The sequence below is a fragment of the Pseudomonas lini genome (assembly GCF_964063345.1).
Lineage (GTDB): Bacteria > Pseudomonadota > Gammaproteobacteria > Pseudomonadales > Pseudomonadaceae > Aquipseudomonas > Aquipseudomonas lini_B.
This window is the reverse complement of the sequence record NZ_OZ061318.1, coordinates 1,963,126-1,976,363: the sequence shown is the minus strand read 5'-3', so window position 1 is coordinate 1,976,363 and position 13,238 is coordinate 1,963,126. Positions and strand designations below refer to the sequence as shown.

Genomic DNA, 13,238 nt, shown 5'->3' with positions numbered 1-13,238 from the left:
GGACTGAACGCAGCGGGATGAAGCAGGGGAGAAGCGTTTCAGCAGGACGGGCGTAAGGATAATGTCCTGTAACACATAGAGAAAGGGCTTTTATTGACATGGATCATTTCGAATTTGGTAACAGTCGGCTGCGACCTGTCGCCGCAGCATCTGGCCGTGCAAAAAAAGGGCGGACTAAAGCGTCCGCCCCGCATGTTTCAGTGCCATCAAGTCAATAGATAGACCGGAAAGCATTCACACAAATGCATCACCCGTCGGCGGACTTTTTCCAGCAGTACCGCATTGGTCGGTTGCTCAAGCAGATCGGCAATCAGGTTGGCCACTTCGGCGCATTCGGCTTCACCGAAGCCCCGTGTGGTCAGGGCAGGTGTGCCAATGCGAATGCCGCTGGTGATCGCAGGTTTTTGCGGATCGTCGGGAATCGCGTTCTTGTTCAAGGTGATGTGGGCACTTTCAAGCAACGCCTCGGCCTCTTTGCCGGTGATGTTCATCGCGCGCAGATCGAGCAGGAACATGTGGCAGTCGGTGCCCCCTGACACCACCCGCAGGCCTCGCCGCGTAAGGATGTCCGCCATGGTCCTGGCGTTGTCGATGACGCGTTGCTGATAGTGCTTGAACTCATCACCGAGGGCTTCGTTGAACGCCACGGCCTTGGCGGCGATGACGTGCATCAGAGGCCCGCCCTGATAAACCGGGAATATCGTCTTGTCGAGCAGCGCCGCGTATTCGCGTTTGGCCAAAATCAGGCCACCCCGAGGGCCGCGCAGGGTTTTGTGCGTGGTCGACGTGACGAAGTCGGCGATGCCAACCGGCGAGGGGTACAGGCCGGCTGCGACCAGCCCGGCGTAGTGCGCCATGTCGACCATCAGGTAGGCCCCGATTTCATCGCAGATGTTGCGAAAACGCTGGAAGTCGATGGTCCTGGAATACGCCGAGGCACCCGCAATGATCATCTTCGGTCGGTGTTCCCGGGCCAGGGCTTCCATCTGGGCGTAGTCGAGGGTTTCGCTGGATTTTTCCAGACCGTAAGTGTGCGCGGTGTAGAACTTGCCGGAGAAGTTCACCGAGGCGCCATGGGTCAGGTGCCCGCCATGGGCCAGGGACATGCCCAAGAGGGTGTCACCGGGGTTGAGCACCGCAAGAAACACCGCCTGATTGGCTTGCGAGCCAGAGTGCGGCTGGACGTTGGCGTAGTCGCATCCAAACAGTTTGCAGGCGCGTTCGATGGCGAGGCTTTCAATTTCGTCGACCACTTTACAGCCACCGTAATAGCGCTTGCCCGGGTAGCCTTCGGCGTACTTGTTGGTCAGAACCGAACCCTGGGCTTCCAGCACTTCTTCGCTGACGTAGTTTTCCGAAGCGATCAGCTCCAGGTGGGTTTCCTGACGGTTGCGTTCACGGCTGATCAGGCGGGCGATGACAGGGTCGAAATTGTGCAGGCTCATGGAATCATTCCTTGGATAAGTGCTTCGGCCACGGAGGCTGGCGCGAGATGCGGTGATGCGTGTGACAGTCCGCCGTCGACCACAATGGAGTCGTAACGAACGATCATGGTCGGCTGCCCTCGGTGACGGCGGTGGCTTTGCTTTGCCTGGTGCAGGTCAGTACGAAATGCGCCACGAGTCCGAAGATCAGCCCCCAGAATGCAGCGGCCAGCCCCAGGAAACTCATGCCCGAGGCGGTGACCAGGAAGGTGATCAGCGCCGCTTCACGTTGCTTCTCGTCAGCCATGGCGCCGGTCAGCCCGGCGCTGATCGCCCCGAACAGGGCCAGGCCGGCGAGGGAGGCAATCAGCTCTTTGGGCAAGGCAGAAAACACCGACGCCAGGGTCGCGCCGAAGGTGCCCATCAGAATGTAGAACACCCCGCAGGCGATCCCGGCGATGTAACGCTTGTCGCGATCTTCATGGGCTTCGCGGCCGGTGCAGATCGCGGCGGTGATGGCCGCGAGATTGAGACCATGGGAGCCGAATGGCGCCATCAAAATCGAACCGATGGCCGTGACCGAAATAATCGAGCGCGCCGGTGTGTTGTAGCCTGAGGTGCGCATCACCGCCATGCCCGGCACGTATTGCCCGGTCAGGGTGACCAGGGCCAGCGGCAGGCCGATATTGATGATCGCGTGCCAACTCCACTGCGGGGCAATGAAAATCGGGTGGGCGACATCAATGCTGATTGATCCGCTGTTGAGTTCACCGAACGAGGCCGCCACGGCGCAGCCGACAATCAATACCGACAGAATGGCGTAGCGCGGTGAAAAGCGTTTGAAGATCAGGTACGCCGCGATCATCGACAGCACCAGCGCCGGCTGCAGCTTGATCGAGGTGAAGAGTTCGGCGCCGAAACGAAACAGGATGCCGGCGAGCATGGCGGCGGCGATGGCTTTGGGCAGGCGGCTCATCAGTTTATCGAACGCGCCGGACAGGCCGATCACCGCGATAATCACCGAAGCCACCACATAGGCGCCGATGGCCTGGGGCAGGGAGACCGTGGGCAACATCGACACCAGCAACGCAGCGCCCGGTGTCGACCAAGCCGTAATCACCGGAACCCGCAGACGCCAGCTCAACAACAGGCCGGTCACGCCGCTGCCGATGGAAATGGCCCAGATCCAGGACGACACCTGATCATCGGGCAAGTGCGCTTCCCGAGCCGCCTGAAACACGATGATCAGCGGGCCGGCATAGGAAATGATCACGGCGATGAAGCCTGCGATGATCGCTGACAGGGATAGATCCTTTCTGAGTGTGTCCATGATGTCTCGACTTGGCGTGGCTGGCACGTAGTGATTCAGGCGTGGGATTGAGTCGATTGATTCGATTCGAGATGAGTGTATTTGAATGAATTGAGTTGATTCAATAGCGCGAGAGACTGTGAGGTGATGTTTTTTGGCTAATCGTGTTTATTTGTCAGCTTTTTTTAGGCTAACTATTTGATTGTTAAGAAAATAATATTCGTGTTGAAAATTTTGTACGGAAAGGGCTGCTCGATTCAATCGCCGCATCAATCGACTCAATTTGTCGATTGGGTCGATTTATAAGTTGCCTAACTTCCCTGTGATATGCTCGGATATTCATCATTTCTACGATGGGCAGCGATCATTCATGTGGGTTCCTCAGCTAAACGAGTTCGGCCAGCCGATGTATTTGTCGATTGCCGACGCGTTGGCGCGCGATATCAGCAATGGCGTGTTGAACGAAGGTGATCGTCTGCCGACCTTGCGGGAACTGGCCACCACGCTGAATGTCACGCCGGGTACCATCAGCCGGGCCTATAGCGAAGCCCAACGGCGGCGTCTGGTGCAGGGGGAAGTGGGGCGTGGCACTTATGTGCTCAACCAGAAGCAACTGGAGTTGCCGGCCAGCAACAATGCCGCCCCGCTGAATCTGGGGCAGTCCGAATTATTGGATCTTTCGATCATCAAGCCTTACAGCGAAACCCTGGAATACTGGTTGCGCGACGCATTGGTGGGCATGGCCAAGAGCACGGATTTTGCCCGTGCCCTCGATTACGCCCCCGATGGCGGGCACCCGGCTCATCGCGAGGCGGGTGCGCAATGGCTGCGCCATTCATTGCCCGATGCGCAATGGCAGCAAGTGGTGATCACCGCAGGCGCGCAGCATGGTTTGATGGTCGCGATGAGTGCGCTGACCAACGCCGGTGATCTGGTGCTCTGCGAGGCGCTTTGTTACCCCGGCATCATTTCCCTGGCCCATGGTCTGGAACGACGTCTGCGTGGCGTGCCAATGGACGATGAAGGCATCATTCCCGAAGCGCTGCGCGAACTGTGCCAACGTGAGAAACCGGCGATGCTGGTCTGTGTGGCGACTTGCCAGAACCCGACGACCGCGATCATGTCGCAAAAGCGGCGGGCGCAAATCGCGGCGTTGGCCGAAGAGTTCGACTTCATCATCCTGGACGATGACATCTACGGTTTTCTGGCCACCGACCCGTCGATCAAACCGCTGTCGGCGTTCGCGCCGGATCGTTCGGTGTACCTCACCAGTCTGTCGAAGTCGATCATGCCGGCCTTGCGGATCGGCTATCTCTATAGCCCGCCGAAACTGTTGTCGCGCCTGACCTCGATGGTGCGCAGCAGTGTCTGGATGCCGTCGCCGTTGACCGCCCAGTTGGCCAGCAACGTGATCACGCAGGGGTTGGATAAGAAGCTGATCCGTATTCAGCGCAACGAAGCCGCCGGGCGGCAGGCGATCGCTCAGGAAATATTCGCCAATTTCGAACTCAAGACCCAGCCGTACTCCTACCACATCTGGTTGACGCTGCCCGAGCCTTGGACCAGCGACGAATTCACCATGCTGGCCCGTGCCAATGGCGTGTTGGTCCTCAGTGGTACCCAGTTCCAGGCCGAACGTAGCGCAATGACCCGCTGCGTGCGTTTGGTATTGATGTCGCCCACCAGTCAGGACGAATTGAGATTTGCCCTGACCAAGCTGGCCAGCCTGATCGATTCGGACCCGCGACGTTATTACTGAGCCGACGGCGCTATCGCCTGACGTTTGTCCTCAGAGGCTGTCCAACTCGCCTACAGTTAATTCAGCCTCTGACGAATGCCTTTGTCCGGGGCCCTTCCACTGCACGAAGGCCTCCGCTAAGGTGCGCGGCTTCCATCCTTTCATCGCTCGAAGGCCCGGCATGACCGAACAGAACACCAACCCGCTGCATGGCGTAACGCTGGAACAGATCCTCAACGCCTTGGTTGAACACTACGAATGGTCGGGGCTGGCCGAGCGTATCGATATCCGCTGCTTCAAGAGTGACCCGAGCATCAAGTCGAGCCTGACATTCCTGCGCAAAACCCCATGGGCGCGGGAGAAGGTCGAACGCCTGTACGTGAAGTTGATGCGCACCAAGCGACCGGTCTGAGCGTGGTCATACCCTCGACGCCAGGTTCTGCCGCGAGGCGTCGTTGTGTTGCCGTGGCTGCGGTTTTGGGCTGGGCGGGTTTGAGCATTCAGATGTACCTGATTCTCTACTCACGCTGGAGTGTTGCAGCCAGTCTGCTGGGTGGCCTGGTGAGTTTTTTCAGCTTTTTCACCGTGCTGACCAATACGCTGGTGGCGGTGGTGCTGACCTGTGAACTGACGTCCCGCGAGTCTGCGGCGCGGCGCTGGTTTTTGCAGCCGTGGGTGAGCAGTGGAGTCGCGGTGAGCATCGCCGTGGTCGGTGTGGCGTACAGCCTGTTGTTGCGCCATTTGTGGCACCCCGAAGGCTGGCAATGGCTGGCCGATGAGCTGATGCATGACGTCATGCCGCTGCTGTTTCTGGTTTATTGGTGGTTCTGTGTGCCCAAAGGCACGTTGCGGCTGAAGCACATTGCGCTGTGGGTGATCTATCCGCTTGTGTACTTCGGCTATGCGTTATGGCGCGGGCATCTGCTGGCGGTTTATCCGTATCCGTTCATTGATGTGGACAAGCTGGGTTATCCACAGGTGTTCATCAATGCCGGCGGGTTGTTGGTGGGGTTTGTGCTGGTTGCGCTGCTGGTGATTGGATTGGATCGGTGGCGCACAGGTCGCAAGTGAACACTGACTGTGGCGAGGGAGCTTGCTCCCGCTGGGCTGCGAAGCAGCCCTGAACCTGCAACCAGGTATTCTCTGACACACCGTGTTGTCCGGTTAACGACTGCTTCGCAGCCGAACGGGAGCAAGCTCCCTCGCCACAAAAAGCATGCAATCACAGTGTTGCGGTCATTCCTCGTCACTATCATCCAGTCGCCAGTAACCGACAGCCTTCACAAATTGCTCGTTCAGACCATGCTCATCGAGCAACACCCGGCGGACCTGCCGCGACACCTTGGACTCAGTCGCCACCCACGCATACAGATTGCCATCGGGCACCTTGATCTGTTGCACGGTGGTCAGCAGGTTATTCCTGCCACCTTCACGCAGCACCCAAATCACATCGACCTGGGCTGCGCTTTCCAAACGTTGCTGTTCGGCGCCGTTTTCCACTTCCACAATCACCAGTGCACGCCGATTGGCGGCCAGGCCTTCAAGACGGCGGGCGATGGCGGGCAGGGCGGTTTCGTCGCCGATCAGCAAATAGCTGTCGAAGATGTCCGGCACGATCATCGAGCCCCGCGGCCCGCCGATGTGCAGGAACTGGCCGGGTTTGGCCTGCTCGGCCCAGGTCGAGGCAGGGCCATCGCCGTGCAGCACGAAGTCGATGTCCAGCTCCAGCGTGTTCCGGTCGTAACGACGAGGTGTGTAGTCGCGCATCGCGGGCATCGGCCCGTTGTCCTTGCCGGCACCGAGTACCAGGGTTTCCAGCGCCGTGTGTTCCGCAGCGTTTTGCGGGAACAGCAGTTTGACGTGGTCGTCCGTTCCGAGGCTGACGAAGCCTTCAAGCTCAGGACCGCCCAACGTAATCCTGCGCATACGCGGGGTCAGGTCGACCACTCGCAATACTTCCAGACGACGGCGCTTGATCTCGTGGCTGACACGGTGAATGGATTGGGATGGCACGATAACGTCGGTCATTCGGCGTTCTCCTGAACGGGTGGAACGGCGGGGCCGTCGACGATGGCTTTGGCCGTGTTGTTGAGCAGGTCGCGTACCCGCAAAATTTCTTCCGGGCTCCAGCGACCATGGTGCATTTGCAAGGCGTGGCGCAGGTTGTGCACTGCTTCGTGAATTTCGGCGGGGCGGTCATGGCCGCGCAACGAGCGCTTGCTGACTTCGATGCGCATGCGCACGCCGTCCAGGGCAATCGCTTGTTCACTTAAAGACAGACGTCCGGCGTCGGTGATGCTGTAGCGTTTTTTTCCGCCCTCGGCATCGCCCAGAATCATTTCGCTTTCTTCAAGGAAGGTCAGGGTCGGGTAGATCACGCCGGGACTGGGGCTGTAGGCGCCGTCGAACATGCTTTCGATCTGGCGGATCATGTCGTAGCCATGGCAGGGCTGTTCGGCGATCAACGCCAGCAATAGCAATTTCAGGTCGCCAGGGGCGAACACCCGTGGCCCGCGACTGCCCCGTTCGCGGCCGGGGCGTTTTTCGAAGCCGTCACGGCCATCGCCGTGTTCGCGGTGGGGGGAATGATGGTCTCTCATTTTTTCCTTCTCTCTGTCGTGTTTAGATACAACTTAAGATATATCTTACCAGGGGCGCAAGCCTGCTCGACCGACGGTCGAAGCAGGCTTGCTGGCGATAGAGAGAGGATTTGGCGCTTGCGGGTTTAGAAGGATTGGACTAATTGTCGGGTTCTAATGTTTATTGACTGGATAAGTAGTGCTGGCTCTTACTCGGAGTCGACCTATTTTAATCTGTGTGCTTTTTACTTTAAAACTGTATGTAGTCTCTCTCTGACGTCCAAACTAGTGAGTTCTTGTTTTTTAGTCTTTTTTCAACGGGCTCGTGCGTCGTTGTAACTACATGTTCTTGGGAAGTTACGTACTTACTTTCTCAAGAAATTGGTCGATCATGCTCCGGCGTAGAAAGTTAAGCCAACGCGCCATCGCTGTAGTGACGGCGTGGCTGTTCCAGACTTTCCACGGATCAATCCTTTGAAAAAAACAGGTACTCACAATGTTCAAGAAGTTTGCAATCGCCGTTCCGATGACCCTCCTGGCCCTCAGTTCTTCGGTGGCGTTCGCTGTGGAAAATGAAGCGCGAACAACCATCAATATCAGCGCCACTATCCCAACCCAGGTATTCCACGCCCAACCGGTGAATCCTGACTTCGGTAAAAATGAAAAAATGGCCTACAACCTGGTAGCAGGCACCTTGGATCCGATACGTGCGACTTACGATATCCGGCACACTAACGGTTGGGTCAATGCCTATGTTGAAGGTGGTCCGCAACCCCTGTTCAACGGTAACAACAACATCGCGCTGACCTACACCTTCAACGGTGTCACCCTGACCGGCGTTTCACAAGAAGTGGTCGGCGATACCGAGTCCAACGGCGGCATGCGGGCCGATCTGGTGATTGCCGCCGCTAAACCGACCGCCGCTCAGACGGGGCTTTACACTGCCACTCCGGTTGTGGTCTTCGATGCCATTCCTCGTGTTACCCAGTAACTTAGTTATGAACTAAGGCTCGCCCTTATCAAGTAACTTTACCGGTCGATGGGCGGTCCCTGCCTGTCGATCGGGATTCAACGAACTTATCTTCAGAGTATTTCGTTCATGTTCCCGATGACTCCCATCGCGACGGCGCTTGCCCTTTTTTTCTGCACAACGGCTCTCGCCGCGCCAGCGGAAAATGCTCACACACCGCGAAGTTTGCTGGCCCAGGCCAAGGGTTTGCCGACTGAGTTCGAAGAGCACTTCTTTGATGTGCCGCTGGCGGTACGAGTGGAACTTGACCAACAATTTCTCGGTGAGGCGATGGTGGTGTTAACCCGCGACGATCGTATCACCCTCGTTGACTTCGCCGATGTCGGCGACAGCACGATAAAAGCCAGTGAACGAGACATCTGGTCTAACTATTTGAAACAAGGGGTAGCGCTCGGCGGCTGCCCGACGAAATGCCCCGAACAGTTACTGGCCGTGCACTACAGCCTTGAAAATTCGCTGGTGTCGATTCTCACGGAAAACGCCGAACGCGACGATCAGGCACAGCGTTACTACACGTTGCCCGAAGGTGGCAGCACCGGTTTGATCGTGCGCAATCAACTGAACCTCAATGGTGGTCAGAATCAGGATCTGGGTGGGCGTTATGGTTTGGAGGCCAGCAGCAGCCTGGGCCTCTGGACGCAAGCAGTCAACGTGCAGCTTTCCCGACTGGGCGGCGTAGACAACCAGCTCTACCACTCCGTGAATGAGCTTTATACCCAGCGTGAACTGGAAGGCAGTTTTCTGCGGCTGGGCTTGTTCACTCCCGCTTCCGAAGGCCTGACGCGCCAGCCGCGCACCTTCGGCACCAGCCCCGACACGGCCTTGGGCGTGATGTATGGCAGCTCCGACAGCCTGGCGATCAACAATCCGAAAGCGGCGGTCTATCCGATCTATGTCACCGCCAATCGCCAGGGCTCGGTGGAGATCTACCGCGACGGTTTGCTGATCAATACCCAGCCGGTGCCCGCCGGATTACAGACTCTGGATACCCGACCGCTGCCGGGCGGGATCTATGAGGTGGAAGTGCGTCTGATCGAAGACGGCCAGATCACCTCCAGCACGCAGGAACTGGTGTACAAGCCCAGCAATTGGCGCAATCACGACGAGCGCTGGCGCTACAACCTGTTCGCCGGCCGTGAATCCAAAGTGCTGAGCAATTGGGATGAACAGGACGACGGCGACATGACCGCCGGTGCAGCCTTCAACTTTCTGGTGCATCCAAGGGTCATCCTGGGCTTGAGCGGGCGGCAGGTACGCGATGCCTTGCAATACGGCACTTCGGTCGATTGGGCGATCGTCAACAATGCCAGTTTGTATGCCAACGTCTACAAAACCGAAGACTACGGCACCGGGCTCGACATCCAGGGGCTGTATTCCTATGGCGCTGGCTCCATTGTCGCCAGCCATAACCGCAGCTGGCTCGATACCACCCGGCTCTATGACACCCTGCCGGATGGCACACGAGTGCGTCAGCGCAACGTGTTTGTCGGGCAGACCAGTAACTCTTCCTTATCGATCAATCATCGGCTGACCAGCAAAAGTTCGGTCAATGCCCGGGTGTCCCACAGCGAAGGCAACACTGAAGGCACGGGCGTGGATCTGGGATGGACCCAGCGCACCCAATTGTTTGGCAGTGATGCCAACTGGCGGCTGTCATTGTTCGATCGACCGGGCAGCTTCAGCTCGGGTGACGACCGCAATCGTGGCGTCGATTTGAGCGTCAACATTGCCTTGGGCGGCCCCGGTGAACAGATCTCCGGCAGCATCGGCTCGCGAACCGCGCGCGAGGGCGGCCGCGATAACAACGCCTCGATCAGCTACCGCAAAGTGCTGCAGGACCATGTGCTGCAAAGTGTCTCGGCCACCGCCATCACCGATACCTATGGCATCGGCTTGAACGCGATGGCGACGATGCAATCGGACCTGGTCAATGGCGACGGGTTTATCCAGCGTTCGTCCTACAACAACGACCTTACGGGCGGTCTGAACCTGGACAGCACCGTGGCCGTTGGCGGCCAGAAAATGGTCATGACCAGCCAGTACCACCGCAACGGCGCCGGCATGATCATCGATGTGGAATCGGATATCGCGGACATCGCCCTGCGCGCCGACGATTTGAGCGGTGGCAGTGCGGTACTCAAGCCCGGGCGCAACTTTGTGCCGATCACCGCCTATAAAAGCAGCTCCGTCAGTTTCGACTTCGAGGGCAACCATGTCCCCGCCGCAACCATCCAGCCGGCCCGTTCCAGTTATCACCTGAACAAGGGCGGCGTTGAATATCGCCAGGTGAAAGTGATGAAAACCCTCACCGTGCTCGGGCGTCTGATCGACCCTCAGGGCAACCCGCTCAAGGGCCATCACATCATCAACCACGCCAGTCGCGGGGTAAGTGAAGTGGACGGGTTCTTCTCCATGGAAATGAACGCCGGTTCACCGACGCTGGAAGTGCGCCACGGTAATCAGCTGTTGTGCCAGTTCCGCCTCGATACGAGCAGCGGGCGCACGGAAAACAACGTGTTGATGATCGGGGATTTGCGCTGCACGCCGGATACGTTGGCGGATGCAACTTTCAGGACTCCGACGGCGGGTTGATTGCCCGGCAGAACGTGATTAATCGACGAGGTAAAGAACAATGAAACGCCTGCTGGCACTGTTTGGTTTTTGTCTGTTTGCTCAGACCGCACACACAACGCCGAGTATCAATATCGGCACCGTCTACGACTATCTGGACGGCGACAAAAGTACCTTTTTGAAACGGGTTTTCAATGGCGGCGACAGCACTGCCTTCGTCAAGGTCAACATTCTCGAGATCCTCTATGACACCGACGGCAAATCGCAGGAAGTGCCGCTCAAGACCAGCACGGACGGCAGCGCCCGCGATGGCTTGATGGCCAGCCCGGCTCGACTGATCGTCCCGGCCAATGGCATGCAGGGTACGCGATTGCTGTTCATGGGGGAGCGCGACAAAGAACGTTATTTCCGCGTGCGTTTTGTCCCGGTAGTGCCCGAAAAAGAAGACGAGTTCGCCGTCTCCAGCGAAGAGCGTGAGGACTATAAGAAAACCCTCTCCGCCGGGGTCAATGTGCTGGCGGGTTATGGCGCGGTTTTTTTCGTACGGCCCAAGCAGACACGTTTTGACAGCGCGATCGAAAACGGCGCCGGCACCTACCGGATCCGCAACAACGGCAACACGGTCGTGGTGATCGATGAGTTCAAGGATTGCTCGGTAAAAAACGAGCAGGACTGCCAGCCGACCACCAAGCATCACATTCTCGCCGGTCGTACGTTTACTTTCGAGAAACAGGCCGGGCGCCACTATCAGTTCACGATGGTGGAAGGTGCAAACAGCAAAAAACTCGATGTGAAGGGTTGAAGCCATGACCAGGAAACTGATCTTCGGGTTGTTGGCGGTTGCTGTTTCGTATGCGAGTCATCCGGCGTTTGCCGCCAGGGAAGTGCATGAGTTTGAAGTGGTCGTGACGATCCCGACCCAGGCGTTCTATGTGATTCCCTCGGACCCGACCTGGATCCACCGCGAGCAGCAACTGCCCTGGAGCCTGACCGCGTCGACGCTGGGCGGCTTGCGCAAGTATTTCGACGTGAAGAACGAAGCCGGCTCGATCGAGGCGCGGCTTGAAGGCCGGCCGTATCTGTCCAACGGCACCCCGGCCCATGACATTGCTTTGCGTGTGTTGTTCAACGGCACGTTGTTGAGCGAAGTCGAGAGCATTCAAGTGGTTTCCCCGACCGACGCCGCCCCCGGCAAACGCGTCTTGCTGGAAATTGTCCCGATGCCGCCGGCCGATGGGGTTTACAAGCCCGGCAATTACTTTGGCAACGTCAACATGATCTTCAACGCGGTCATGCCCGGTGCTTGATATCGATTTTATGAGGCTAAAGGGATGAAGCGTTTTCAGATGTTACGACGTTGTGCCGGTGCGATTGTTTTGTGCTCGATGTGGCTACCCACGGCCTGGGCGGAGGAGGTGTCGATTCAAGCCTCGTTCAAACCGGATTCAGCTAATCCGCAGCGCAACAAATTCACCAACGACACGCCGTCCAGTGGTTACTGCGTCAGTTACCCCGATCAGTGTCGTCACTATGAGATGTTCAGTCTGCAAGTACCGATCGAGTTCAACTCAATCGCACCGATTCAAGCTCGTCACGGGGATGTTCGCCAGGGGGCAATGATCAAGGTCCCGACACAGTGGCGAGACTTGACGGTCTTTCACGAAGTAACCGGTGAGCCGGCGACGGTGAAAATGCGTATTTCCGGCGTGGGGTCGCAGTATGTAACGGAGGACGTCATCGAGCTGGTGGGTGGCGGCGACGATTATCGAGTTGCCCATAATCAGTTATGGGGCAGTAGCTGGGTCTACGCACCTGCACCCTGTGCTATCAGTGGTGTGGGGTTTTACGGTCACAATCGGTACGGTTTTTTCTGGAAAACGCCAACGGAGGGTATTTGTGCAAAACAGGCGCAGTTCAATGTTCCATGGCTGCGTTATAACTATCTCGACTTTGCCTACGAACTGGTGACCCCTAATCCATTGGGCATGTCCTCGGGCAAGTACCGTGGAAACCTGACCTATACCCTCGGCCCGAGACAGGACTTCGACATGGGCGACATCATGCAGCCCACCAGCTCGACCCTGGCCTTGAACTTCACCCTCGATGTTCAGCACACGCTCAAAGTGGATATACCTCCGGGCGGCAACCGTGTGGAACTGGTGCCCCAAGGCGGCTGGCAGTCGTGGTTGACCCAAGGGCGCAAACCGACACGCCTGTTCCGGGACCAGACGTTCAATCTTTCCGCCAGTTCCCGATTCAAAATGCAGCTCGAATGCCAATACACGCAGGATGGGCAGAATTGTTCTGTGCGCGAACCTGTCAGTGGTCACACCGTTCCCCTGAATGTCAGCGTCAGCCTTCCCCATGGCTTGAGCGATGCCAATGGGCAAGCGGTCAGTCGTCGACCGCTACGGATTGATGGCAGTGGCACGGAGTTGTTTCAACCGGGCATTTATGTGGATCGCAAACCGGGAACGCTGCACTTCGAGGTGCCTGCCGCGCAGGTGGCAGAAATGCTTCGTCCAGGTGTTGCTCGCCAATACTCGGGCAACGTGACAGTGATCTGGGATTCGGATGTCTAGCGCTT

The 13,238-nt window shown here is 57.8% G+C and carries 12 protein-coding genes; 8 read left to right on the top strand and 4 right to left on the bottom strand.

Going from position 1 to position 13,238, the window contains the following annotated elements; translation table 11 throughout:
• Nucleotides 1-206 precede the first annotated feature (206 nt).
• Both glyA and AB3226_RS08820 read right to left on the bottom strand, forming a co-directional pair.
• The gene (gene glyA / locus AB3226_RS08825) at nucleotides 207-1,445 is read right to left on the bottom strand and encodes a serine hydroxymethyltransferase (RefSeq protein WP_367372803.1); all 1,239 of its coding nucleotides are present in this window, start codon (nucleotides 1,443-1,445) and stop codon (nucleotides 207-209) included.
• A 103-nt stretch (nucleotides 1,446-1,548) separates the two neighbouring features.
• The gene (locus AB3226_RS08820) at nucleotides 1,549-2,754 is read right to left on the bottom strand and encodes a benzoate/H(+) symporter BenE family transporter (RefSeq protein ID WP_367372802.1); all 1,206 of its coding nucleotides are present in this window, start codon (nucleotides 2,752-2,754) and stop codon (nucleotides 1,549-1,551) included.
• Between the two features lie 349 nt (nucleotides 2,755-3,103).
• On the opposite strand from AB3226_RS08820, the gene AB3226_RS08815 reads away from it, so the two are divergent.
• From AB3226_RS08815 to AB3226_RS08805, 3 genes are all read left to right on the top strand, one after another.
• Nucleotides 3,104-4,492 (top strand): PLP-dependent aminotransferase family protein, encoded by a 1,389-nt coding sequence (locus AB3226_RS08815; protein ID WP_367372801.1) that lies wholly within the window; start codon nucleotides 3,104-3,106, stop codon nucleotides 4,490-4,492.
• Nucleotides 4,493-4,652: 160 nt separating this feature from the next.
• The gene (locus tag AB3226_RS08810; RefSeq protein ID WP_007941719.1) at nucleotides 4,653-4,883 is read left to right on the top strand and encodes a VF530 family DNA-binding protein; all 231 of its coding nucleotides are present in this window, start codon (nucleotides 4,653-4,655) and stop codon (nucleotides 4,881-4,883) included.
• A 2-nt stretch (nucleotides 4,884-4,885) separates the two neighbouring features.
• Nucleotides 4,886-5,542: a Pr6Pr family membrane protein gene (locus tag AB3226_RS08805; protein WP_367372800.1), complete on the top strand. Its 657-nt coding sequence runs from the start codon at nucleotides 4,886-4,888 to the stop codon at nucleotides 5,540-5,542.
• A 165-nt stretch (nucleotides 5,543-5,707) separates the two neighbouring features.
• Here the strand turns inward: AB3226_RS08805 and AB3226_RS08800 are convergent, their stop codons facing one another.
• Both AB3226_RS08800 and AB3226_RS08795 read right to left on the bottom strand, forming a co-directional pair.
• Nucleotides 5,708-6,499 (bottom strand): siderophore-interacting protein, encoded by a 792-nt coding sequence (locus AB3226_RS08800; protein ID WP_367372799.1) that lies wholly within the window; start codon nucleotides 6,497-6,499, stop codon nucleotides 5,708-5,710.
• Complete coding sequence (locus tag AB3226_RS08795) at nucleotides 6,496-7,071, bottom strand: PadR family transcriptional regulator (RefSeq protein WP_367372798.1); 576 nt, start codon at nucleotides 7,069-7,071, stop codon at nucleotides 6,496-6,498. The genes AB3226_RS08800 and AB3226_RS08795 overlap by 4 nt, the downstream gene beginning before the upstream one ends.
• Nucleotides 7,072-7,546: 475 nt before the next feature.
• Here AB3226_RS08795 and AB3226_RS08790 point away from each other — a divergent pair, with 475 nt between their 5' ends.
• From AB3226_RS08790 to AB3226_RS08770, 5 genes are all read left to right on the top strand, one after another.
• On the top strand, nucleotides 7,547-8,041 hold the full coding sequence (locus AB3226_RS08790) for a CS1 type fimbrial major subunit (protein ID WP_367372797.1): 495 nt from the start codon (nucleotides 7,547-7,549) through the stop codon (nucleotides 8,039-8,041).
• Between the two features lie 108 nt (nucleotides 8,042-8,149).
• Entirely contained in the window at nucleotides 8,150-10,672 is a 2,523-nt protein-coding gene (locus AB3226_RS08785; RefSeq protein WP_367372796.1) for a TcfC E-set like domain-containing protein, read from the top strand.
• 40 nt (nucleotides 10,673-10,712) lie between these two features.
• Nucleotides 10,713-11,453, top strand: coding sequence for a molecular chaperone (locus AB3226_RS08780; RefSeq protein WP_367372795.1), 741 nt, complete (start codon nucleotides 10,713-10,715; stop codon nucleotides 11,451-11,453).
• Nucleotides 11,454-11,457: 4 nt separating this feature from the next.
• The gene (locus AB3226_RS08775; RefSeq protein ID WP_367372794.1) at nucleotides 11,458-11,958 is read left to right on the top strand and encodes a CS1 type fimbrial major subunit; all 501 of its coding nucleotides are present in this window, start codon (nucleotides 11,458-11,460) and stop codon (nucleotides 11,956-11,958) included.
• A gap of 24 nt (nucleotides 11,959-11,982) precedes the next feature.
• The gene (locus tag AB3226_RS08770) at nucleotides 11,983-13,233 is read left to right on the top strand and encodes a hypothetical protein (protein WP_367372793.1); all 1,251 of its coding nucleotides are present in this window, start codon (nucleotides 11,983-11,985) and stop codon (nucleotides 13,231-13,233) included.
• Nucleotides 13,234-13,238: the final 5 nt, after the last annotated feature.